Annotated in this window: 22 protein-coding genes and 1 tRNA gene; 9 read left to right on the top strand and 14 right to left on the bottom strand. The window is 54.3% G+C overall.

All coding sequences use genetic code 11. The features are described from left to right. Positions 1-1,187 precede the first annotated feature (1,187 nt). Both bchY and K9G39_RS05385 read right to left on the bottom strand, forming a co-directional pair. Positions 1,188-2,426, bottom strand: coding sequence for a chlorophyllide a reductase subunit Y (bchY, locus tag K9G39_RS05390; RefSeq protein WP_292003909.1), 1,239 nt, complete (start codon positions 2,424-2,426; stop codon positions 1,188-1,190). After that, positions 2,407-3,408, bottom strand: coding sequence for a hypothetical protein (locus K9G39_RS05385; protein ID WP_292003908.1), 1,002 nt, complete (start codon positions 3,406-3,408; stop codon positions 2,407-2,409). The genes bchY and K9G39_RS05385 overlap by 20 nt, the downstream gene beginning before the upstream one ends. 181 nt (positions 3,409-3,589) lie before the next feature. Here K9G39_RS05385 and xseA point away from each other — a divergent pair, with 181 nt between their 5' ends. Further along, complete coding sequence (xseA, locus tag K9G39_RS05380) at positions 3,590-4,798, top strand: exodeoxyribonuclease VII large subunit (protein ID WP_292003907.1); 1,209 nt, start codon at positions 3,590-3,592, stop codon at positions 4,796-4,798. On the opposite strand, the gene kdsB is transcribed toward xseA, so the two are convergent. From kdsB to K9G39_RS05355, 5 genes are read right to left on the bottom strand one after another with little or no spacing between them, the layout of a single operon-like run. Beyond that, positions 4,776-5,519: a 3-deoxy-manno-octulosonate cytidylyltransferase gene (gene kdsB, locus K9G39_RS05375; RefSeq protein ID WP_292003906.1), complete on the bottom strand. Its 744-nt coding sequence runs from the start codon at positions 5,517-5,519 to the stop codon at positions 4,776-4,778. The two genes, xseA and kdsB, sit on opposite strands and share 23 nt — an antisense overlap. After that, on the bottom strand, positions 5,516-5,968 hold the full coding sequence (gene dtd, locus K9G39_RS05370; RefSeq protein ID WP_292003905.1) for a D-aminoacyl-tRNA deacylase: 453 nt from the start codon (positions 5,966-5,968) through the stop codon (positions 5,516-5,518). Before dtd ends, kdsB begins: the two co-directional genes overlap by 4 nt. Further along, entirely contained in the window at positions 5,965-6,237 is a 273-nt protein-coding gene (locus tag K9G39_RS05365; protein WP_292003904.1) for a DUF167 domain-containing protein, read from the bottom strand. The genes dtd and K9G39_RS05365 overlap by 4 nt, the downstream gene beginning before the upstream one ends. A gap of 38 nt (positions 6,238-6,275) precedes the next feature. Continuing rightward, a complete protein-coding gene (gatC, locus tag K9G39_RS05360; RefSeq protein ID WP_292003903.1) occupies positions 6,276-6,563 on the bottom strand; it encodes an Asp-tRNA(Asn)/Glu-tRNA(Gln) amidotransferase subunit GatC in 288 nt (95 codons plus the stop codon). 29 nt (positions 6,564-6,592) lie between these two features. Beyond that, positions 6,593-7,936: a citrate synthase gene (locus K9G39_RS05355; protein ID WP_292003902.1), complete on the bottom strand. Its 1,344-nt coding sequence runs from the start codon at positions 7,934-7,936 to the stop codon at positions 6,593-6,595. A 315-nt stretch (positions 7,937-8,251) separates the two neighbouring features. On the opposite strand from K9G39_RS05355, the gene K9G39_RS05350 reads away from it, so the two are divergent. Beyond that, positions 8,252-8,326: transfer RNA gene (locus tag K9G39_RS05350), tRNA-Asp, on the top strand. Positions 8,327-8,399: 73 nt separating this feature from the next. Here K9G39_RS05350 and K9G39_RS05345 read toward each other — a convergent pair. Genes K9G39_RS05345 through K9G39_RS05335 form a run of 3 tightly spaced genes read right to left on the bottom strand, consistent with a single transcriptional unit; the run spans position 8,400 to position 10,415 of the window. Next, entirely contained in the window at positions 8,400-9,443 is a 1,044-nt protein-coding gene (locus K9G39_RS05345; protein ID WP_292003901.1) for an OmpA family protein, read from the bottom strand. Continuing rightward, the gene (locus K9G39_RS05340; protein ID WP_292003900.1) at positions 9,440-10,189 is read right to left on the bottom strand and encodes an NYN domain-containing protein; all 750 of its coding nucleotides are present in this window, start codon (positions 10,187-10,189) and stop codon (positions 9,440-9,442) included. The genes K9G39_RS05345 and K9G39_RS05340 overlap by 4 nt, the downstream gene beginning before the upstream one ends. A 19-nt stretch (positions 10,190-10,208) precedes the next feature. Continuing rightward, on the bottom strand, positions 10,209-10,415 hold the full coding sequence (locus K9G39_RS05335; protein WP_292003899.1) for a heavy-metal-associated domain-containing protein: 207 nt from the start codon (positions 10,413-10,415) through the stop codon (positions 10,209-10,211). A gap of 112 nt (positions 10,416-10,527) precedes the next feature. Between K9G39_RS05335 and K9G39_RS05330 the strand changes: the two genes are divergently transcribed. The 7 genes from K9G39_RS05330 to menE all read left to right on the top strand — a co-directional run bounded on the left by K9G39_RS05330 (position 10,528) and on the right by menE (position 18,544). Continuing rightward, the gene (locus K9G39_RS05330; RefSeq protein WP_363319363.1) at positions 10,528-11,130 is read left to right on the top strand and encodes a tetratricopeptide repeat protein; all 603 of its coding nucleotides are present in this window, start codon (positions 10,528-10,530) and stop codon (positions 11,128-11,130) included. 142 nt (positions 11,131-11,272) lie between these two features. Beyond that, positions 11,273-12,694, top strand: a complete 1,422-nt coding sequence (locus K9G39_RS05325; protein WP_292003897.1) for an isochorismate synthase — start codon at positions 11,273-11,275, stop codon at positions 12,692-12,694. Then, positions 12,691-14,442 carry a 2-succinyl-5-enolpyruvyl-6-hydroxy-3-cyclohexene-1-carboxylic-acid synthase gene (menD, locus tag K9G39_RS05320; RefSeq protein ID WP_292003896.1) on the top strand — a complete coding sequence of 584 codons (1,752 nt, stop codon included), beginning with the start codon at positions 12,691-12,693 and terminating at the stop codon, positions 14,440-14,442. The genes K9G39_RS05325 and menD overlap by 4 nt, the downstream gene beginning before the upstream one ends. Next, on the top strand, positions 14,442-15,227 hold the full coding sequence (menH, locus tag K9G39_RS05315) for a 2-succinyl-6-hydroxy-2,4-cyclohexadiene-1-carboxylate synthase (RefSeq protein ID WP_292003895.1): 786 nt from the start codon (positions 14,442-14,444) through the stop codon (positions 15,225-15,227). Before menD ends, menH begins: the two co-directional genes overlap by 1 nt. Before the next feature lie 7 nt (positions 15,228-15,234). Then, complete coding sequence (gene menB, locus K9G39_RS05310) at positions 15,235-16,056, top strand: 1,4-dihydroxy-2-naphthoyl-CoA synthase (protein WP_292003894.1); 822 nt, start codon at positions 15,235-15,237, stop codon at positions 16,054-16,056. After that, the gene (gene menC / locus K9G39_RS05305) at positions 16,053-17,123 is read left to right on the top strand and encodes an o-succinylbenzoate synthase (protein WP_292003893.1); all 1,071 of its coding nucleotides are present in this window, start codon (positions 16,053-16,055) and stop codon (positions 17,121-17,123) included. Before menB ends, menC begins: the two co-directional genes overlap by 4 nt. Then, the gene (gene menE / locus K9G39_RS05300; protein ID WP_292003892.1) at positions 17,111-18,544 is read left to right on the top strand and encodes an o-succinylbenzoate--CoA ligase; all 1,434 of its coding nucleotides are present in this window, start codon (positions 17,111-17,113) and stop codon (positions 18,542-18,544) included. The genes menC and menE overlap by 13 nt, the downstream gene beginning before the upstream one ends. Before the next feature lies 1 nt (position 18,545). On the opposite strand, the gene K9G39_RS05295 is transcribed toward menE, so the two are convergent. The 4 genes from K9G39_RS05295 to K9G39_RS05280 are packed head-to-tail and all read right to left on the bottom strand — an operon-like array spanning position 18,546 to position 21,581. Next, positions 18,546-19,094, bottom strand: coding sequence for a hypothetical protein (locus tag K9G39_RS05295; RefSeq protein ID WP_292003891.1), 549 nt, complete (start codon positions 19,092-19,094; stop codon positions 18,546-18,548). Positions 19,095-19,102: 8 nt separating this feature from the next. After that, on the bottom strand, positions 19,103-19,849 hold the full coding sequence (dapB, locus tag K9G39_RS05290; protein WP_292003890.1) for a 4-hydroxy-tetrahydrodipicolinate reductase: 747 nt from the start codon (positions 19,847-19,849) through the stop codon (positions 19,103-19,105). A 24-nt stretch (positions 19,850-19,873) separates the two neighbouring features. Beyond that, entirely contained in the window at positions 19,874-20,758 is an 885-nt protein-coding gene (locus K9G39_RS05285) for a ParB/RepB/Spo0J family partition protein (RefSeq protein ID WP_292003889.1), read from the bottom strand. Positions 20,759-20,783: 25 nt separating this feature from the next. After that, on the bottom strand, positions 20,784-21,581 hold the full coding sequence (locus K9G39_RS05280) for an AAA family ATPase (RefSeq protein ID WP_292003888.1): 798 nt from the start codon (positions 21,579-21,581) through the stop codon (positions 20,784-20,786). Positions 21,582-21,768: the final 187 nt, after the last annotated feature.

Raw genomic sequence — 21,768 nt, 5'->3', positions numbered from 1 at the left:
GCCCCTATTGGGCTTTGAAGAGGGGGAAGGGGGGGGCTCATCTACCGACATGGCACCCCTACGGGGTTTGAAGAGAAGATGCTATGGCGCTGCCCAGCCCCGTAGGGGCGGCATGTCGGTAGAATCGGAACATCCTCCAGACATGGGGATGGTTGTTTTTTTCCCAGCCCCGTAGGGGCGGCATGTCGGTAGATCCGGAACATCCTCCAGACATGGGGGGATGGTTGTTTTTTCCCCAGCCCCGTAGGGGCGGCAGGTCGGTAGATCCGGAACATCCTCCAGACATGGGGATGGTTGTTTTTTCCCCAGCCCCGTAGGGGCGGCAGGTCGGTAAAATCGGAACATCCTCCAGACATGGGGAGGGTTGTTTTTTCCCCAGCCCCGGAGGGGCGGCATGTCGGTAGATCCGGAACATCCTCCAGACTTGGGGGGAGGGTTGTTTTTTCCCCAGCCCCGTAGGGGCGGCAGGTCGGTAAAATCGGAACATCCTCCAGACATGGGGATGGTTGTTTTTTTCCCCAGCCCCGTAGGGGCGGCATGTCGGTAGAATCGGAACATCCTCCCGTCATGGGGGGTTTTGTTTTTCCCTCCAGCCCCGTAGGGGCGGCATGTCGGTAGAATCGGAACATCCTCCCGTCATGGGGGGTTTTGTTTTTCCCTCCAGCCCCGTAGGGGCGGCAGGTCGGTAAAATCGGAACATCCTCCAGACATGGGGAGGGTTGTTTTTTCCCCAGCCCCGTAGGGGCGGCATGTCGGTAGATCCGGAACACCCTCCAGACATGGGGAGGGTTGTTTTTCCCTCCAGCCCCGTAGGGGCGGCATGTCGGTAGAATCGGAACAGCCTCCAGACATGGGGAGGATTGTTTTTTCCCCAGCCCCGTAGGGGCGGCATGTCGGTAGAATCGGAACAGCCTCCAGACATGGGGATGGTTGTTTTTTCCCCAGCCCCGTAGGGGCGGCATGTCGGTAGAATCGGAACAGCCTCCAGACATGGGGATGGTTGTTTTTTCCCCAGCCCCGTAGGGGCGGCATGTCGGTAGATCCGGAACATCCTCCAGACATGGGGTTTGCGCTTGTGACGCCGGGCTTGAATTGTGGGACGGAGATCGGCTGACGATATCGCCCCCCTGCGGAATTCCAAGAGCGACGTCATGCTGCGATCAGCCTGACGAAGGGGCAGCTTGCAGTTACGTTGTAAAATACTCCTTCATCGAGCGGAACACCTCCTTCCGGGCAAGCAGGCCGCTCACCATGCCGAGTACGGTAGCCGCTCCGGCAGCGAAAAAGAGAGGGCGTGCGGAAATGTTGTTGGTATAATAAATAGCGGGGATACCCTGTTCCTTGGCAAAACTGTCGAGCGAGGTGGTGCCGATCACCAGGTCGGGCCTGTACCGCATGACTGCGTCCATGTCCTCTTCAAGATATTTCCGGTACCGGATTTCGGTTCCAAGCATGGAGAGCACCTTGTGGTCCTCCTCCCCGAGAGGCATGCGGGCAATCGAGGTCGAGGCATAGGGCACGTCAAGTCCGGCTTCGAGCAACAGCCTGACTACAGGCAGTTCGTTGCCTTCGTAACCGGCAACGATGACGCTGCCCTGCAGATTGCCGAAACGCATCATGACGTCACGGGCTTTCAGGCGCTCCTCTTCCGCCACGGAGGCGACAAGCCCGCTGTCGAGCTCGAGCGCTTCGCCTACACGCTCTATCCACTGCGCCGTTCCGTTCGCCCCGATAGGATTGCCTTTAACGATTACTGCACCGTTTTCCTCAAAAAACCGGGCGGTACGCTCATAAAAAGGGTGCAGCACCGCACAGGCTGACGCTCTTCCGGCCTCCATATAGTCTTCAAGCGACGTACCCGGCAGGGCGATAACCGACTCGACACCGATTTTCTGCAGCACACTCCCGATAGTCATGGCATCGACAGGAAAGATTTCGCCGAGAATCACCAGAGATTTTTTCTTTTTTTCGCCGTCCGGCGCAGCGAAGCGTCTGAGCAGCGTCGCAACGGTAACATCTTTTGCCTCGGGGTGAGTACGCAGCTGAAAAGCCGGAAGACGTACCAGCAGAACATCGGCATTTCCTGCTTTACGGGGCAGCAGTTCTTCCGCTATCCCCGCTGTTTCGGCAACACAGGTACTGACAACAGGAATGAATTTGACTGCCGGGTCGAGGGCAATTTCGGCGATCGTCCTTCGAACGTCGTCGATCATGGTGCCGCCGGAAATCTGAACGTTCATCAATTCAGGCGTAACAATCGACTTGCGGGCAGCATAGAAGTGCGAAACGAACGTCAGCCCGTAGGCACAGCCCTGGTCGGCAACAAGACAAACCTGAACGCCGTCGATTCTCATCAGTACCCGCAAACCTCCGAATGCAGGACACATCGACTGGGGATGCAGTTTGTTACAACCCTTCTTCTCCATGCGATACTACCCTCCTCTTTGCTTGTTGTATATAGACTTTCCTCTCCCTGCCGAGGCCGATGGAATCCATCCATGCAGCAGCGGTTTCGGAACTTCTGAATCTGCCGGCAGCAAGCCGGTAATACTGACGCCCGCCGCCGGTAACCGGCCAGATAAAAACCAGGGTTCCGGGAACGCTTACCCGGCTAAGCTCCTGCAGGGCAGTCTGTTTCTGTTGAAAGGTTGCCAGAACGACTGCATACTCACCTTCTTCAAGAAGTACTCCCTCCTGCGCCGATGTTCCGTTATCGATCTTCACCTCCCCGCTCTCGGCTGAACCTGCCGTGTCGGAAACGGAAAGAGAGACGGAAGGGCGCTCCGCGGCAACCGGCAACTTCTCCGGATTATGCCGTAAAAAAACAAAAAGCAACGCGATTGCCGTCAGAACGATACCGGCTGCCACCATAACCGGAAGCAGCAGCTTCCGCTTGAGCGGCTCGGAATGGTGCGGTAAAGAGAGGGGAATCGCTCCCAGGTTGTGGTATTCACTGTTTATAAGCTCTTCAAGCTGCACGTCTGCCTCAAACCTCCAGCTCCCCTTTTCTGAATGCAGAGTGCCGAAACCGGAAAAAACAATCTCTCCCCGCTCTTTCATCCTGCTTTTAAAAAACACCGGTAAAGCGGCTGCAAGACGTGCGCACTCAGGACGGTCGAGATGCATGCGCGCAGAGATCAACTTCATGAAAACCGGAGCAGCCACGGAACCTTTTTCGAAAACCACCCGGTTTTCGGGAGGATGATACCGCAGCCCCTCTTTTCCTGAGCGCCGTTCAGCCGGAGAGTGCCTGATGGTGAACACGCCAAGACCGGAAACCGAAACCGAACGGTTTTCGAGCAGTTCTGCACACATGACGCCCGAAAGCGCCGGAAAATACCGCTCCGCCGACGCATCACGTTCTGCGCCGTCAGGCAGGGAAATATCTTTTCCGGTACGAAGTGTCATAATTGCATGGTCAGAGCGTTGCCCTTCGATAGCTTTCGGGTTTCAATATAATATATCCTCTGCAAATCATACCCGGCCATCGGCGTCCCGAATCGGGTGTACAATGAAGCCCGCCTGTTTTTCCCCGGTTTTTTGTTATCTATGGTGAAGATGCCTTTCCAACATTGTCCGCATCATCCTGATGAGCCAAGCCACACTTTCGGTCAGTGAACTGACACTTCAGATCAAAAACGAGCTTGAAAGCCTCTTCCCTCTGGTGAGGGTAAAAGGTGAGATCTCCAATTACAAGCGGCACAGCTCCGGTCACAGCTACATGACCCTCAAGGATGAACAGGCACAGATCGCAGCGGTGATCTGGAAGAACACCGGGAGCCGGATCGGTATCGAACTGCAGGACGGCATGGAGGTTCTGGCTGAAGGACGACTGGAGGTTTATCCCCCATCAGGACGGTATCAGCTCATCTGCACCGCCATCCATGCGGCTGGACAGGGGCTGCTGCAACAGGCCTTTGCCCTGCTGCTCCAGAAACTCGCAAAAGCCGGTTATTTCAACCCGGAAAGAAAAAAAAAGCTGCCGCGAGTACCTGAGTCCATCGGAATCATCACCTCTCCCACCGGCGCGGTAATCGAGGATATGGGCAAGGTGATCGAACGCCGTTTTCCCGCTGCACGCATTCTGCTCTACCCCGTCAAGGTGCAGGGCGCCGATGCCGCAAGGGATGTAGTGCGGGGAATCGAGTATTTCAACAATCCGGCAAATCCCCTGCACCATACGGATGTGCTGATTGTCGCCCGCGGAGGCGGGTCCATGGAGGATCTGCAGGCGTTCAACGAAGAGCGGGTTGCCGAGGCGATCTACCGTTCATCGATACCCGTCATCAGCGCCGTCGGCCATGAAACCGATCTCACCATAGCCGACATGGTTGCCGATCTCCGGGCTGGAACTCCCTCGATGGCCGCCGAACTGGCCGTCCCCGACAGAATGGATCTCCTGAAAACCATCGACAACCTTCAATTGCGCCGGAACACCCTCGTGCAGGCGAAACTGGACGGTGCCGAAATGGAAATCGACTCGCTGCGGCAGAGTTATGCGTTCAACCGCCCGCTTATACAGCTGCAGCAGCTATCGGAAAAGCTTGAAAGCATTCCTGAACTGCTTGCCCAATCCGTCAGAAGAAAATGGCTGCAGAAAGCCGTGGAGTTCGCCGGAGCAAATCAGCATCTGGCGTTGCTTGACTACCGCAAAACGCTTGAGCGGGGTTATGCGCTGGTAAAAAAAGAGGGGCGCTTCATTACCGGATCAGGGGAGCTCGAGTGCTCCGACCGGGCTGAAATCCTCTTTCACGACGGCAGTGTAACGGCTACGGTCAGCGGGAAACCGATTCCCTGAGCATCCGGCGCACCAGTTCGAGATCTTCCCGGGTATTGACGCCGGGATGATCGACGGTGGTCGTGACGCACCGGATCCTGAAGCCGTTTTCAAGCAGCCTGAGCTGTTCGAGCGATTCGGCCAGTTCAAGCATGGAGGGGGAAAGGGATGCGAAGCGCTGCAGAACATCGGCGCTGAACGCATAGAGCCCTATGTGGCGGTAGAACTGGGTTGCAGCATACACATCCCGCTGAAAGGGCACCGGACTCCTTGAAAAATAAAGCGCGTTGCCGTTCCTGTCGAGAACGGCCTTGACAACATTGGGGTCTTCAATCTGCCGGCAATCGTCCGAAAGCATCGGAAAAACCAGCGTGGAACAATCGGGTGGATTGGCGCCGAGAAAAGGCTCCAGGCAAAGATCGATATTGCAGGGGTCTATCAGCGGCTCATCTCCCTGAAGGTTCAGAAACACTTCGGCATCGATGCTCCTTGCAGCTTCGGCTATACGCTCGGTTCCGCAACGCGCATCCGGAGAGGTCATCATCACTTCGGCACCATATGCTTCCAGTGCTCCGGCAATCTCCCGGCTGTCGGTAGCAACAACAATCCTGTCGGCATATTTCGACTGAACGGCCTGCCGCCAGGTACGCACGATCAGCGGCTCGCCCTCAAGATCGGCAAGCATTTTATTCGGCAACCGGCTTGAATCAAGCCTTGCCGGAATCAGGATAACTGCTTTCATGGGCGTTGGGGGGTATCGAGAATAAGGGTTACCGGGCCATTGTTGACAAGAGCCACCTGCATGGCTTCGCCGTACCATCCTGTCCTGACCGGCCTGCCAAGCTGCAACCCGCTCAGGCGGACAACCGATTCATAGAGCGGCCGGGCGGCATCAAAGTCTGCGGAACCGGAAAACCCCGGACGGTTCCCCCTGCTCGCATCTCCGTAAAGGGTAAACTGCGATACCAGAAGCATCTCTCCCCCGGTATCGAGTACCGAGCGGTTCATTCTGCCTGCATCGTCGTCAAAAATCCTCAGATGCACCAGCTTCCTGCTCATCCATTCAGCATCGGCATCAGTGTCACCGGGAGCCACACCGAGCAGCACGAGAAGACCACTGCCAATTTCCGATCGTCGCTGGCTGCCGGCTGTGACCGAAGCCGAAAGCACCCGCTGTACAACCGCCCTCATTTTACGGAAACCTCCCGAAGAAGAATCCGGGAGACCTCTTCAAAAGAGATACCATCAACCCGGACGGTTTTGTTGCGGGAACTCATGCCGACAACAATGCTGAGCCGGGAGGGAGCCACATCGAACAGCTTCGCAAACAGCGCACAGCACTCACGGTTTGCGGCATCATCGACCGGAGCCGCCTTCAGGGTGACTTTCAGCCGCCCGTCATACTCTCCGCAAAGGCGGCTTTTCGACGAGCGGGGCTGCGCCTTTACCTGAAAAAGCACCCCGCCGTTTCTCTCCCGAAGTTCCACTTTCCTGAACCCTACCCGAGCACTTTTGGAACCTTGAAAAAGCGGTCCTGCCGGTCAGGAGCGTTCTGCAGGGCAAGCTCGGTGGAAATGGATCCTCCTTCGGTATCATCCCTGAGCACATTGGCCTGGTCGTGAATGCTGCTGAGCGGTTCGACGCCCTCCGTATCTATTTCGTTGAGTTTTTCCACGTAGTGCAGAATACTGTTGAGTTCCGTGGTCATCGTCGCCATTTCATCATCACTGAAGCGTAGTCTGGCAAGACCGGCTATATAGGCGACATCGTCTCTGGTAACAGACATTGATTTGGTATAGTTATATCATTATAAAATCAGAGCCTGCAGATCCCTGCCATCTGCTCGTCAAGCCTTATTTTCGGGCGTTTCTCCATGGGAATGAATTCGCGTTCATCTTCTCCGAGATAGATCTGACGCGGACGGGCAATCTTCTGCTCGCCGTCCTTGACATGCTCGATCCACTGGGCCAGCCATCCGGGAATTCTCCCGATTGCGAACAGCACCGGGAACATATCCATGGGAAATCCCATAGCCTGATAAATAAGGCCTGAGTAAAAATCAACGTTCGGATAGAGTTTCCTGCTGACAAAATAATCATCCTCGAGGGCGATTCGTTCAAGTTCGAGAGCGATATCGAGCATCGGATTGCGGCCGGTCTCCTCGAACACCTCGAAAGCGATATCCTTGATGATCTTCGCTCTCGGATCGTAATTTTTATAGACCCGGTGGCCGAAACCCATCAGACGACCTTCGCCACCTTTAACCGATTTGATGAATTCCGGAACCTTATCGACCGAACCGATTTTCATGAGCATCCGGATAACGGCTTCGTTGGCACCGCCATGCAGGGGCCCGTAAAGTGCCGCACACCCTGCGGCTATTGCCGAAAAAGGATCGACACCCGAACTGGCTACGGCTCTCAGGGAACTGGTCGAACAGTTCTGCTCGTGATCGGCATGCAGAATAAACAAAACATCGAGAGCTCTTTCAAGCACCGGATTCGGCTTGTATCGAAGTTCCGTCATCTTGAACATCATCGAGAGAAAGTTTCCTGCATAAGTGAGCTCATTATCAGGCATTACATAGGGAAAACCCATACTGTGCCGGAAACTCATGGCCGCAAGCGTCGGAATCTTGCCGATAAGCCGGCGGACCTGCAGTTTCCGGGAATCCTCGCTCTGGATATCCTTTGCATCCCGGTAGAAGGTTGAAAGCGCACCGACCGTGCCGACAAGTATCCCCATCGGATGGGCATCGTAGCGGAAGCCGTCCATGAACTTCACGATATTGTTGTGGGTCATGGTATGATGACGGATATTGAAGGTCCATACCGCCAGACGGTCTTTATCCGGCAGTTCACCCTTGATGAGAAGATATGCCGTTTCAAGAAAGGAGCTCTTCTCGGCAAGCTGCTCGATAGGATAGCCGCGATAGCGGAGAATTCCTTTGTCGCCGTCAATGTAGGTGATCCTGCTTTTACAGGATGCTGTGTTCAGATACCCCGGATCATAGCCAAGCAACCCGAAATCATCTTCGGAAACCTTTACGTTACGAAGTTCCATGGTATTGACCGCACCATGTTCGATCGGTACCTCATAAGATTTTCCTGTCCGGTTATCTACAATTGTCAGAGAATTCCGTGGATCTGTAACCGTCATAACTGTTATGAGTTAAGAATTGAAGAAAATCCCGGTGGAAACACACTGAGAGAACGGCTGCCGGTTACCCGAAAATGCCGTCAGACATATAGAGGTGAATTTACAAAACTCAGGGCTTATATATGCACTCCCCTGATGAACAATCATGACAGGAAACATGAGGTCGACAAACGACATAATGACGTAAAATACCACAGAAACACTTGCATCGGTCTGGGCGGGAGGGCTCTTTAAGCGGTTAATATAAAAAGATAAAAAAGGAAAAAACTTTTTGGATAAAACCCTTGCGTTATCTACTTTTACAACTCGCTGCAAGGAGCTGTAGCTCAGTTTGGTTAGAGCGCCTGCCTGTCACGCAGGAGGTCGCGGGTTCGAGCCCCGTCAGCTCCGCAAAAAAGCCCTGTATTCCAGGGCTTTTTTCATTTCCGCAAATTGACGATTCGCATAAAAACCGCTCAGACCGTTATCCGGGCACCAGCTCGACACGGCGATTTTTGGCTCTTCCGGCTTCGGTCGTATTCGGGGCTACAGGAGCAAGATAGGCAACTCCGTTTGCCGTCAGACGCCCGGCAGCAATACCGTACTCCTTCTGCAGCGCTCCTACCACAGCATCCGCCCGACGTTTCGAGAGCGCAATGTTGAACGCATAACCTCCGATATTGTCGGTATGGCCCACGACATGCAGTTTCAGAGCCGGCTGTTTTTTCATCAGTTTGGCTATCTCGCCGAGAGCGGGTTTCGAAGAGGGCTTGATCTCCGAGCGGTTGGTATCGAAATAGATGCCGTACAGCGACACCCTGCCGGTCGATACTATGGCCTGCGACATCTCGTCGGCAGTGACCGTTACCATCTTCTGCTGCATGGGCCGGGTTTCGATGATATCGAGCGCCGCGTAAGCACCGCGCCTGGCCTTGTAGACCCGGTCGTCCTTCCCCCACTCGACAACCGTCAGATACACATAGACATCCCCTTCGGGGCGTTTCTTTTTAGCGCTCGCAACACAGATGGCGCTTTTCTCGGCGGCATAAAAAACATAGTTGCTTCTGTTGGTCGTAAGATCAATGCTCCCGAAAGGAGCAAGATAGTTGGTCCATTTCGTAGCTGCAGGATCTTTTCTGGAATCGTAGAGAATGACGAAGCCTTTTGAACGCAGTTCATCAAGATAATTCCGGTACACTTCGAGCGAGCCGGTATCGCCTGCAGCCTCATACCATATCCTCGTAAGGCGGCCTTCAGGCTTCAGTGGCGGTTTGGCAAACTCCCTTCGTTTCGATTCCAGATTGTAACGGACAAAGGTCGAGGTCTGCAGCTCATATTCATCGAAACTCTTCGCCTGATAACCGATTATTTCCGATCCGGCAAACCGCTTCAGAAGCGGACTGTCCCTGGAACCCGGAATATCGGCCGCCGAAAGCGAATCGGTTGAACAGAAAAAGGCAATAAGGAAAAAAAGCTTCAGGATATTCATGTTCCTTCCGAAAAGTCGTCCATTCAGAATGTGTCTCATGATTCGTTTTTTTTGCGTTTATCCCTTACATAAATAGCTTTTGAAGGGCCTTCCCCGATCAGGCGTTCGTTGACTTCGAAGAGCGAAGTGGCCCTGATCAGCTCGCCAAGCTTGCTGTAACCGTAATTCCGGGGATCGAACTCGGGAAGCTGTTTGGCAATGGTTGCGCCAAGTGTTGCCAGATGAGCCCAGCCGCTTTCATCTGAAGAGGATTCGACGGCGTTTCTCAGCAGCCTGACCAGCTGGCTGTCCATTTTCAGCTCTGTGGCGGTCTTTTTGACGATAACCTCGTTTTCGTTGATCTTTGCCCGGAGAAGTTCGGTGTAGATGAATTTATCGCATGCCGAAACAAAAGGCGACGGCGTCTTTTTTTCGCCGAAACCGTAAACGGTAAGGCCGGACTCTCTGATACGCGACGCCAGCTTCGTGAAATCGCTGTCGCTGGAAACAATGCAGAACCCGTCGAATTTACCGGTGTAGAGCAGATCCATGGCATCGATGATCATGGCGCTGTCTGTTGCATTTTTGCCTTTTGTATAACCGAACTGCTGTATCGGCTGTATCGAGTGCTGGAGCAGCAGCGCCTTCCAGCTTTTCAGGGCTGTGGATGTCCAGTCTCCGTAAATCCGCCGGACGCTGGCCGTACCGTACTGGGCAATCTCTGAAAGAATGCCTTCGATGATCGACGGCTGGGTGTTATCGGCATCGATAAGCACCGCGAGACGTCCTGATTTTTCACATGCCATGAGTAATGTAGGGAACGTGTTATGATAAAACCTTGAAACCCTGCTCCTCGATAACCGCAATCATGGCCACCGGACTGATCATTGCAGGGTCATAGTCGACCGCAACGATACCGTCGGCAAATGACACCCTGACTGCTTCAACACCTTCGAGCTCCTGAATCGCCTCTTTTACGAGTATTTCACATCCGGAGCAGCGCATCCCGGAAACCCTGAACTCTTTTTTCATGATCGAAATCCGCAATTGTTTATATATGAACTGATTGGGTGTCAACTGCCGTTGTAGGAGGGATTGGCACATGACTCCAGCAGTAATTATATTTAATTTTCTTATGATTCATATGCTAAAACATTTCAGGAGAGCCGTAAAACCTCTTTTCGGACTGCTTCTGCTTGCTGGTGTGGCAATCGCTTCATCATGTTCCGGTCAGGCTTCGAAAGAAATAAACGATCTTCAGCAAGAGGCCTGGAAAAATTCCGGCGACGCCAATGCATGGTTCCGTCTCGGCAATGCCTACGCCCGAAGTGAACAGTACCCGAAAGCGGAAGAAGCGTACCGCGAGGCGCTCTCGATCGATCCCGGCCTTGAGGAGGTTCTCCAGGCGCTTGGAGCATCAAGCTTCAATCAGGGAAACTACAGTGATGCTCTTTCCTATTTCACGAAATATCATGCCCTTTCTCCGGACGACTCCCTGAGAAATTACGACCTCGGCAATGTCTTTCTGCAGCTGCATGATTACGACAAAGCCATTACCGCATATCAGCGGGCTATTGCCAACAGCGCCTCGTTCGACCTGGCTTACTACAATCTTGGAGTCTGCTATACCCGCACCGGAAACATGGCTGAAGCCAAAGAAATTTATGAGTGGCTTGTAAAGAAAAACAATTATCTTGCCGTCTCACTGAAAAACCATTTCAACAGGGCCGATTCCTCAGGGCATTAGGTTTTTCATACGAAGAGCCGATCTTCAGGCTTTACGTGAATCATGACGGGCAGGTTTGACCGGAAACCGTTGGTTTGCCCGGTTTTTCAGGAAAAGGTGCAAGAGCGTTGTACAGAGCGTATCATAATGGCAATAAATGCTTATGAGTGAACAGCAGAACATTATCATACCCGATCAAGAAACCCTGCCGATAGACAAGGCTGTAGCCACGCTCCGGAAGGCCATATACACCTGCACCGAGTCCATCGAAGGTCTCTCTGCAGGCCTTTATACGTTCAGTCAGCCGATTCCGGGAGCCGATCCCCTTCGATGGCTCGTCAGGCAGAACCTGTTTCCAAGGGTTTTCTGGATGAACCGGGAGAAAAATTTCACCCTTGCCGGCATCGGATCGGCAGACCGTATCGAGCTTGATGCGCCAGGCTCCAACCGTGACAGCTTCGAGCGTCTCGTCAGCACCCTTGCCGCAAAGGGCCCGTCGGTACGCTCGGCCCGTTATCTTGGAGGCTTCCGGTTCAACAACCGGGAAAAACAGGACGAAACCTGGGACGGGTTCCCCTCGTTTTGTTTCGTGCTTCCGCTGGTTCAGCTCACTGTGGAGGACAACGCTTTTCAGCTGACCTGCCATCTCAGGATTGAAAACAAAGAGAGCGTTTCCGAAAAACGCTCACAGCTGCTCGACGCACTCGACCTTCTGGATACAGGGGAAAACAGTGCAGAAGAACAGCTTCCGGAAATGACGGGAGTCACCTGCATCCCCGACAGGGAACTGTGGACCGATTGCTGCAGGCAGGCGCTGGCGCTGTTTGAATCGGGCACAATGGACAAGATCATGCTTGCGCGCAGAACCCTTCTCGAGTTCAGCTCGGGCTTTTCTCCGTTGCTTTATCTGCTCCACTATCCCTACCCGAAAAACCCGACCTACCGGTTCTATTTCGAACCCGAAAAAAACCGCGCGTTCATAAGCTTCACTCCGGAACGCCTCTATCGCAGGGATGGACAGGTGATTCTCACCGAAGCCCTTGCCGGAACATGCATGAAAGAGAGCCTCAACGGCAGCGATCTGCGTGCATCGGAAATGTTGCTCAACTCTGAAAAGGATATCAGGGAACACGGCTTCGTCAAGGATACCATCTACCGGGAACTGCAGCCGATTTCAAGTTCCATCGAGATGGAGGAGAAACTCCGGGTGCTGCAGCTGAACCGCCTGGCGCATCTATATACCCGCTGCACGGCAACCCTCAAGCCTGAATACTGCAGCGACAGCATGGTTCTCTCGCTGCTGCATCCGACACCTGCGGTCGGAGGGGTACCCAGGGAAGAGGCCATGCAGCATATCATGAATCTGGAGCCTTTCTGCCGGGGCTGGTACGCAGCACCGGCAGGATGGATCAGCCGGGATAGCGCCGAGTTCTGTGTCGGCATCCGCTCGGCGCTGGTCAATGCCGGGAACACAAACCTCTATTCGGGAGCCGGCCTGGTTAAAGGCTCCAACCCGGACCTTGAATGGGAAGAGGTTGAACAGAAGATAGGCGACATTATGGCTATAACCAGTCACAGCGCATGAACAACCGGGAAATCACCTCGCTATGGAGCCAGGTCATCATTGAAGAACTTGTCCGGCTCGGCGCCGGATTTTTCTGTATTTCTCCCGGTTCCCGCTCAACGCCCCTTACCGTTGCGGCAGCACGGCATCCCGAAGCTGCATGGAAAATATTTCCCGACGAACGCTCAGCAGGCTTCTTCGCACTCGGCCACGCCCGAGCAACCGGCAAGCCGGCCGTGCTTGTCTGCACCTCGGGAACTGCCCCGGCCAATTACTATCCGGCGGTAGTCGAGGCTTCCATGGACGGCCAGCCGATGCTGATTCTTTCAGCCGACAGGCCTTTCGAACTGCTTGAAACCGGTGCGAACCAGACCATTCAGCAATTCGGAATGTTCGGAACATACAGCAGATGGAACTTTCGGCTTCCTGAACCCTCATCCGACATTCCGCTCCGTTCGGTTATCACTTCGATCGACCATGCCCTTTCGGTTGCAACAGGCTCGATGCCTGGGCCGGTTCATCTGAACGTCCCGTTCAGAGAGCCTTTTGAACCGGTCATGCCCGAACTTCATGATCCCTGGCTCGCCCCGGTTGCAGAATGGATCGACGGCTCCGGCCCGCTCTCGCGTTCAGTGCAGCCTGAACGGGTTCCCGATCCCGGAATCATTCCCCTCCTCCGGAACATTCTTGCCGCTTCAAGGCAACCTTTTTTCATTGCAGGAAGACTCCAGAGCGATACCGATGCTCTCGCCATAGGAAATCTGGCCCGTTCGCTCAATATCCCTCTCTATGCGGACCTCTCCTCGGGGCTTCGTTTTGACGCTTCTCTGAACCCGCTTCAACTGGCTTTTCAGTCCTCCCTCTTTCCAGAAAAATTCAGGCCTGATACCGTTATTCATTTCGGTGGCCCCCTCATTGCGCGCCATCCCGCAGCTGCCATCCGGCAGTGGAATCCGGAAAACTTCATTGTCGTCAAAGCGCATTCGAACCGTTTCGGCCCCGACCACAACGTCACCCTCAGCATTGAAGCATCACCTGCACTGATTGCCCGCGCTCTGGAGGGATGCCGCAAACCGCTTCAGGCGCAGAGCATCCTTCTGCCTGAAACGTTTTTCCGGCAGGCGGAAAAGTGCATCGAAGATTGCTGTAATCCAGACAACCCGGTTTCGGAAATAGCCGCTTCGAGAATCGTATCGAAACTCATCACCCGGGAAGAGGGGTTGTTTCTCTCCAACAGCATGCCGGTACGGGATATGGACCTGTATGCATCGGCATCTCAACCCGCCTGCTTCATGACCGGCACGAACCGCGGGGCAAGCGGCATCGACGGCATTATCTCGACAGCAGCAGGTTTTGCCTCCGGACTCCGCAAGCCCGTAACGCTGCTGATCGGCGACATAGCCTTCCTGCACGATCTCAATGCGCTCTGCCTGCTGCAATCGCTTCGGGTGCCTCTCAGGATTGTCGTGCTGAACAACAACGGCGGGGGGATTTTCTCATTCCTTCCTGTCGTGTCTGAAAAAGATATTTTCGAAACGCATTTCGCCACACCGCAGAACTACAGCATCCGGGATGCTGCCGCAACGTTCGGAATCGCTTACTGCATGCCCGTAACCAACCGTGAATTCGAAACTGCCTGCAGGATAGCCGAAGAAAACGCCACCACCACCATCATCGAGGTAAAAGGAAGCCGCGAGGAAAACGTGCGACAGCACCGGGCGCTCCAGTCGGAAATCACCGCCCTTGCGGCAAGTGCCCTGAGCCTGTAATGCCCGACCCTTCGAACTTCCGCATTCTGACCAGAGGATCGCGGAACAATCCGGGCATTATCCTTCTGCACGGATTTCTCGGCTCTTCGGAAGATTGGCTTCCCGTTACGGAAAAACTCGTGCGCGACTATTACTGCATGCTTTTCGATCTTCCCGGACATGGCCGAACCCCGGCAGAGGTCACGCCATTCGAGGAACAGATGTGGCTGCTTGCCGACACAATCGGGCGGGTGCAGGACTCCCCGTCGTTTCTTGCCGGTTATTCGATGGGCGGCCGCATTGCGCTCTATCTTGCATTGCGCTTTCCCGGTCTGTTCAGGAAAACCGTAATCATTTCAGCATCGCCCGGCCTGAGAACGGCGGAAGAGCGGCTGCAGAGAAAGCAGCACGACGAAAACCTCGCCCTGAGTATGGAAGAAAACTTCGAAAAGTTTCTCGGCAGCTGGTATGACCTGCCACTCTTCTCCAGCCTGAAAAACCACCCCCTGTTCGAAACCACCCTGGAAGCAAGAAAAAGAAACCGTCCGGAACAGCTTGCGACGGCACTGCGCACACTCGGAACCGGAACCCAGCCATCCCTGTGGGGCGAACTGGCGGATTGCCGGCACCATCTCAGCTTCTTTGCCGGGGAAAAAGACGGCAAATATGTTGAGATTGGCCGTCAAATGGTTAATTTATGTCCTTGCTCGGATCTTGACATCTTTCCACAGTGCGGTCACGCCCTGCACATTGAAAACAGGGAGCTGTTTATCGACCGCCTGCTGTTTTCGTTAACCAGAGAGTAAAACCTTTATGAACGCTGTACAATGGATACCTGCGGGCGAATTTACCGATATCCTCTATCATAAAGCCGAAGGTATAGCAAAAATTACCATCAACCGCCCTGAAGTGCGCAACGCGTTCCGTCCCCAGACCGTCGAGGAGATGATTACGGCTCTGTCGGACGCACGCAACGATCAGGAGATCGGCGTCGTTATCCTTACAGGAGCAGGTGATATGGCCTTCTGTTCGGGGGGTGACCAGAAAATCCGCGGCTATGCCGGCTATGCCGACGCCAAGGGGGTCAACCGTCTGAATGTGCTTGATTTCCAGCGGGACATCCGAACCTGCCCGAAACCGGTCATTGCCATGGTTGCAGGGTACGCTATCGGAGGAGGACATGTCCTGCATATGCTTTGCGACCTTACCATTGCCGCCGAAAATGCCGTATTCGGTCAAACCGGACCAAAGGTAGGCTCGTTTGACGGCGGTTGGGGAGCAAGCTATATGGCACGGCTTGTAGGACAGAAAAAAGCCCGTGAAATCTGGTACCTCTGCCGTCAGTACAATGCAACGGATGCTCTTGCGATGGGCCTGGTCAACACGGTTGTTCCGCTTGAGCGCCTCGAAGAGGAAACCGTGGAGTGGTGCCGTGAAATTCTTGCCAACTCGCCGCTCGCCATCCGTTGCCTGAAATCGGCACTCAATGCGGACTGCGACGGTCAGGCCGGGCTGCAGGAACTTGCCGGCAACGCCACCCTGCTCTACTATATGAGCGAAGAGGCCCAGGAAGGTAAAAATGCCTTTGTCGAAAAGCGCAAACCGGATTTCTCGAAATTTCCGAAACGACCGTGAACGCAGCATACTCACATCTCTACAGGTACTCGATCCCGTTCAGCGAGCCGATAACCGTAAAAGGCTGTCGGCTGCACCATCGGGAAGGTATTGTACTCGCCCTGAAAAGCGGAGACGGAAAATCCACCGCCTATGGGGAGATTGCGCCGCTTCCCGGTCTGCACAACGAGCCTCTTCCGGCTGCCGAACAACAGCTTATGGCGGTGCTCACAAAAAATGATTTCACCGAATCGGGGCCGCTCTCCGGCGAACTTTATCCTTCGGTAAGAACCGGTCTCGAAATGGCGTTATTCAACCTCGAAGCGCAGAGTTCGCAACAGCTGCCACACCTTTCAGAACGTGCTCCGGCTCCAGCAATAGCACTGAACGCCCTGCTTTTCGGGGATACGGCGACCGTGGAAAAACGTGCGGAGGAGTATTACAGGCAGGGGTACCGCACCTTCAAGCTGAAAGTGAACGCTGCCGGCGCAGAAGAGGCGCTCAGAAGTATCCGGATGCTGAAAAGTACCTATAACGGTTCCATCGCCCTGCGGCTTGATGCAAACCAGTCCATGAGTCTCGATGAGGCGGTCGAATTCAGCCGGAATGTGCCCGAAGGAAGTATCGAATACATCGAAGAACCACTGAAAAACCCGGAGCAGATCGAGGAACTTCATGAGCGAACTTCCATACCCTCGGCACTCGACGAAACCCTCTGGCAGAATCCGGAGCTGGCCCGAAGCATACCATCCAAATGCCTGAAGGCATATGTTCTCAAGCCGAACCGTCTGGGAGGAATCAAAGCAACGCTTGCCCTGGCCGAACAGGCAAGAAACAAAAGCCTGCAGACCGTCTTCAGTTCGACCTTTGAAAGCGGCATCAGCCTGAGCTTCTATGCCTTGATGGCGGCATGCTGCGCAGCTCTGCCGTCAGCATGCGGACTCGATACCTTCCGCTTTCTCAAACACGATCTGCTCGACAAGCCTTTCGCTCCCGTCAATGCCCGGCTTGACACACAAAACCTCTACTGGAACGGCCAGAAGGTTGCGCTGCGGAGCATCAAGCTCACCTCGATATGGACCTTGTAAACCGTGCATCCCTGCTTTTCGACCGCTCACCCGCACTGATCTCCTCCGGAACCACCCGCTCCTTCAGAGAGTGCGCCGCCGTAACGTCGCATATGGCGGAAACGCTCCATAAAAAAGGTCTGCACCCCGGCACCACGGCGGCCATACTCTCGCCGAATACGCCTGAAGCGGCATTGACCGCTATGGCACTGCTGAGGACGGGCATCATCTGTGCCCCCCTGAACCACAGGTTTCCTTCCGAACAGCTCGGTAAAACCCTGCATGCCTTGCAGCCAGATCTGGTACTTGCCGCAGACCCATCATGCATTCCACCGCAAAGCGCGTTCAGAACGGAAAACCTGAGGGCGGTCGCAGCAGCCCCTTCCGGACATGCAATTCCGATACCCTTTGCACCACAGACCGGCATGGAGCGCCCCGTCACCATCATCCACACCTCTGCAAGCTCGGGAACACCGAAAGCCGCCCTGCACAGTTTCGGCAATCACTGGTACAGCGCGCTCGGAGCGGCCCGGAACATGCAACTCGAAAGCGGCGACTGCTGGCTGCTTTCGCTGCCGCTCTTCCATATCGGAGGTTATGCCGTGCTCTTCAGGGCACTGGCCTCAGGCTCGGCTGTTGCCGTTCCCGATCCGCAGGAATCCCTTGAACGAAGTATCGAACGCTATCCGGTAACGCACCTGTCGCTGGTGCCCACGCAGCTCTTCCGGCTTCTGGACAATCCTGCGGCTCTGCCGCGCCTGAGAAAGCTCAAGGCGGTACTGCTCGGAGGAAGCGCCGTTCCCGCTCCGCTGCTCGAAAAGAGCATCAGGGAGGAGATTCCGATCTACCTCAGTTACGGCTCAACTGAAATGTGCTCGCAGATCGCCACAACACCGGCTCCCGTGAGATTTGTCGAGGAAAACAGCGGAAAACCGCTCCCCTGGAGGGATATCTCGATCGCAGGGGACGGGGAGATTCTTGTTAAGGGAGCCTGCCTGTTTCAGGGATACCTCGTCGGCGGAAAACCGGTTCTGCGTCTCGATGACGGAGGCTGGTTTCATACAGGTGATACCGGCAGCCTCGACGACAGCGGCAACCTGAGGGTTTTCGGACGTAAAGACAACATGTTCATAGCAGGCGGTGAAAATCTGCACCCGGAAGAGATCGAAGAGGCATTGACCGCTATCGAGGGAATCGAAGAGGCTCTTGTGGTGCCGCTTCGTGACCGGGAATATGGCCAGAGACCGGTGGCGTTCATTAAAACCGCAACACCGGAAAGTCCTTCAGAAGACACCATTAACGAAAGCATGCTGAACAGGGCAGGAAGGCTGAAAACCCCTGTCCGCTATATCCGGGTCTCCGGGTGGACAACGCTGCCGGGATCGCAGAAAATCGACAGGAAATGGTACATCCGGCAGATTGACGAAGGAAACCTCTTGTAAATCAACGCCCCTTCGCCGCCTGACGCTTCAGCCTGAACACCGTGAACACTCCGCCCAGACCTGCTATCGGAGCATAGAAGATCGAAGCGAACAGAATTCCGGTTAACAAGTCGATCGGTGTCAGGGAAACCGGAGCAAGCGCAAGCGCCTCCATTTCGGTAAGCACCCTGAGCTGTTCGGCCAGTTCCGGCTTTCCGGCAGCCATATCCCTTGCCCAGTCTACCATAAGCTTCAGGCCTTCCATACCGGGGCGGTAACCGACAAGTCCTATGAGCAGATAACTGAGGGTTTCGGAAAACACCCCTCCGGCAATACCGCTGAAACTTCCCAGAACGAATGCTTCATTGTAGGAAAGCCTGACCTGGTTGGATATCACGGCATAATAGATGGCCGTCATGCCGGAAATAAAAACCCCGGAGAAAAAAAATGCGTTGAGCAGCGTCAGATAGGGTAGCGTTGCTGTAACAGCAATCAGCAGCGCCCCGAGAACTGTGGCCTTCAGTTTCCCTGATAACGGCAGCAAGGCATCGTCACTCTTTTCAGCACACATTTTCAGCCTTATGCAAGCATCTCGTTGAGAAAATCATCCATGGTATAGAAACCAGGCGAAGTGGTATGGCGTGCTGCAAGCCATTTGGCGGTCTGCACGGCACCGGAGGCAAAACCTTCGCGGTTTTTGGCATTGTGCGAAACAACAATTTCATCCGTTTCGGAATCGATACAGGCCATATGCTTGCCGAAAACAGTGCCGAGACGAAGCGCTGCAACCTGCAGTTCATCAGCGGCAATTTTCCGGTCGTCGGAAAGCTCCCGCACGATCGTTCGTTTCCTCGGGTTGACCGAGAGAATCATTTCCGCAGCCCGAAGCGCGGTTCCGCTTGGAAAATCAGCCTTGCCGGTATGGTGGTGTTCCGCAAACGCTATATCGAACTGATCGAACGGCGCGATCAGGCGCGCCGCCTCCCTGACCGTTCTGAGAAAAATGTTGACCCCGAGAGAAAAATTCGCCGAGTAAAGCAGAGACGAGCCGCTCTCGACAACCCGCCGCTTCACCGCCCCCATCTCATCGTCCCAGCCCGTTGTTCCGACAACAACCGGAACACGGGCGTGCAGCATGGCCGGAAGATTCTGGAGAAAGGCCTCCCTGACGGTAAAATCAATTATGGCATCACTGCCCTGAAAACTTTCCGAGGTAACGACGCTCCGATCGTCGAGAATCGAAGCGATTTCATGAATGCCCGAGCGGTTGATGACACCGGCAACCTGCTGCCCCATTCTTCCGCTTCCTACAAGAGTGAACTTCATCTGTTCGGTAATCTGCTTTTTTGTTTACACCTCTCCCATCAGATCAAGAATCCGGTCGAGATCGTCGTGCGAGAAGTACTGGATATGGATCTCCCCTTTCCCGGCCTTTTTTTCGATAATCCTTACTTTTGTGGCAAGCCTGCCTCTCAACCTCGATTCAAGCTGATTGATGTGCGGGGACGGGTTTGCCTGCTCTTCCGTCAGTTTCGGCTGCTCCTTGAACATCCGGTTGACCAGCATCTCAGTCTGACGGACCGAAAGCTGGTGACTGACAATCTGTTTCCACGCTTTGATCTGCTGCTGTTCTCCTGGCAGGTTGATCAGGGCACGCGCATGACCAGAGGAGATATCCCTTTTGCGGATGCTGTCCTGTATGGCCATGGGAAGCTTCAGAAGCCGGAGAAAGTTGCTTACGGTGGAACGGTTCTTGCCGACTTTGTGGGCTATCTCGTCCTGGGTAAGCCGGCATTTCGTTGTAAGGCTTTTCAGGGCAAGGGCAACCTCGATGGCGTTGAGATCTTCCCTCTGGATATTTTCGATAAGTGCAAGTTCCAGCTTGCTGGAATCCTCATGCGCCTTGATGATATAGGCTGGAATATACTTGAAACCTGCCTGGGTAACCGCCCTGAGTCGCCGCTCGCCGCTGATGAGCTGGTAGCCGTCGCCATCCCTGCAGACCGTGACCGGCTGGATAACTCCGTTTTCGATAATGGAGTTTTTCAACTCCTCGAGAGCAGTTTCGTCGAACTCCTTGCGGGGCTGAAAGGGGTTCGCCCTGATTTTTTCCACAGGAAGACTGCCGATGGAGCCTTCGCTGACTGGTTCCTGCTCCTCGTCTTTCGGAGAGGCCACAAACCCTTCATCGGGGATAAGGGCCTTGAGTCCTTTTCCTAACGCGTTCTTCGACATACCGGGACACCATCCTTACGGTCAGCTACGGCTTCCGTACCTTAAATTTTTTAATATTGCCATCTCTCTCAAATATCTCTCTGGCCAGATCGAGGTAGTCTTTCGAGCCGAGGCTCTGGGCGTCGTAAAGCAATGCGGGTTTGCCGTGGCTTGGAGCTTCCGAAAGGCGGACGTTCCTGCGGATGTAGGTTTTGTATACCTTGTCCTTGAAAAACTTCTTCACCTCTTCGGCAACCTGGGTGGCAAGACGCAGACGGGAATCGTACATGGTAACCAGAACGCCCTCTATTTCAAGCTTCGGGTTGAGATGTTTACGAACAATACTGATGGTGTTCAACAGCTTTCCAAGCCCTTCAAGCGCATAGTATTCGGCCTGCACCGGAATGAGCACGGAATCCGCAGCGGTAAGGGAATTCAGGGTTATGAGACCGAGTGATGGGGGACAATCGATGATAATGTAATCGTACCTTTCTCGAACATCCCTGAGCGCCTTCTGCATGACGTACTCCCGCTCACGCATGTTCACCAGTTCAACCTCCATGCCTACAAGGTTGACGTTGGATGGAAGTACATCGAGATATTCAAGGCTGGAGGGATGAATGGCGTCTTCGATGTTGCCGCCTTTCACCATAACCTGATAGAAGGTGTTGTCGATTTCGTCGCCGGTTTCAATGCCGAACCCGGATGTTGCGTTTGCCTGCGGATCGATATCGATCAACAGCGTCCTGAATTCGGAAATAGCAATCGAAGCCGCTATGTTGACGGCCGTGGTTGTTTTGCCAACCCCTCCTTTCTGGTTTGCAATCGCAATAACTCTGCCCATGTACCAAACAGGGAATTTTACAGCAGTTGAAGGGAACCTCTATTACTTGCCGTTAGCACTATCTTCAGACTCCTGACATGGCGGGGGTCGAAGGGAAACTCAGAGTAGAACCCACGGGATAGCCCGAGATAGCAATCGTACAGCGGAACAAATTTAGTGAGATCCCTGAAGTTCAGTCATGACTTGT

Origin of the sequence: Chlorobium sp., from assembly GCF_021740465.1 — a bacterium.
Classification (GTDB): Bacteria; Bacteroidota; Chlorobiia; order Chlorobiales; family Chlorobiaceae; genus Chlorobium.
This window is presented reverse-complemented; position numbering and strand designations above follow the sequence as displayed.

What these genes read in the sequence shown, in the direction of transcription:
- K9G39_RS05330 (WP_363319363.1), top strand. Translation starts at nt 10,528, where the DNA reads ATGCTAAAACATTTCAGGAGAGCCGTAAAACCTCTTTTCGGACTGCTT.
- xseA (WP_292003907.1), top strand. Translation starts at nt 3,590, where the DNA reads ATGAGCCAAGCCACACTTTCGGTCAGTGAACTGACACTTCAGATCAAA.
- K9G39_RS05335 (WP_292003899.1), bottom strand. Translation starts at nt 10,415, where the DNA reads ATGAAAAAAGAGTTCAGGGTTTCCGGGATGCGCTGCTCCGGATGTGAA.
- menD (WP_292003896.1), top strand. Translation starts at nt 12,691, where the DNA reads ATGAACAACCGGGAAATCACCTCGCTATGGAGCCAGGTCATCATTGAA.
- K9G39_RS05340 (WP_292003900.1), bottom strand. Translation starts at nt 10,189, where the DNA reads ATGGCATGTGAAAAATCAGGACGTCTCGCGGTGCTTATCGATGCCGAT.
- bchY (WP_292003909.1), bottom strand. Translation starts at nt 2,426, where the DNA reads ATGGAGAAGAAGGGTTGTAACAAACTGCATCCCCAGTCGATGTGTCCT.
- K9G39_RS05295 (WP_292003891.1), bottom strand. Translation starts at nt 19,094, where the DNA reads ATGTGTGCTGAAAAGAGTGACGATGCCTTGCTGCCGTTATCAGGGAAA.
- K9G39_RS05345 (WP_292003901.1), bottom strand. Translation starts at nt 9,443, where the DNA reads ATGAGACACATTCTGAATGGACGACTTTTCGGAAGGAACATGAATATC.
- menB (WP_292003894.1), top strand. Translation starts at nt 15,235, where the DNA reads ATGAACGCTGTACAATGGATACCTGCGGGCGAATTTACCGATATCCTC.
- dtd (WP_292003905.1), bottom strand. Translation starts at nt 5,968, where the DNA reads ATGAGGGCGGTTGTACAGCGGGTGCTTTCGGCTTCGGTCACAGCCGGC.
- menE (WP_292003892.1), top strand. Translation starts at nt 17,111, where the DNA reads ATGGACCTTGTAAACCGTGCATCCCTGCTTTTCGACCGCTCACCCGCA.
- dapB (WP_292003890.1), bottom strand. Translation starts at nt 19,849, where the DNA reads ATGAAGTTCACTCTTGTAGGAAGCGGAAGAATGGGGCAGCAGGTTGCC.
- K9G39_RS05325 (WP_292003897.1), top strand. Translation starts at nt 11,273, where the DNA reads ATGAGTGAACAGCAGAACATTATCATACCCGATCAAGAAACCCTGCCG.
- K9G39_RS05355 (WP_292003902.1), bottom strand. Translation starts at nt 7,936, where the DNA reads ATGACGGTTACAGATCCACGGAATTCTCTGACAATTGTAGATAACCGG.
- K9G39_RS05285 (WP_292003889.1), bottom strand. Translation starts at nt 20,758, where the DNA reads ATGTCGAAGAACGCGTTAGGAAAAGGACTCAAGGCCCTTATCCCCGAT.
- K9G39_RS05385 (WP_292003908.1), bottom strand. Translation starts at nt 3,408, where the DNA reads ATGACACTTCGTACCGGAAAAGATATTTCCCTGCCTGACGGCGCAGAA.
- menH (WP_292003895.1), top strand. Translation starts at nt 14,442, where the DNA reads ATGCCCGACCCTTCGAACTTCCGCATTCTGACCAGAGGATCGCGGAAC.
- kdsB (WP_292003906.1), bottom strand. Translation starts at nt 5,519, where the DNA reads ATGAAAGCAGTTATCCTGATTCCGGCAAGGCTTGATTCAAGCCGGTTG.
- K9G39_RS05280 (WP_292003888.1), bottom strand. Translation starts at nt 21,581, where the DNA reads ATGGGCAGAGTTATTGCGATTGCAAACCAGAAAGGAGGGGTTGGCAAA.
- gatC (WP_292003903.1), bottom strand. Translation starts at nt 6,563, where the DNA reads ATGTCTGTTACCAGAGACGATGTCGCCTATATAGCCGGTCTTGCCAGA.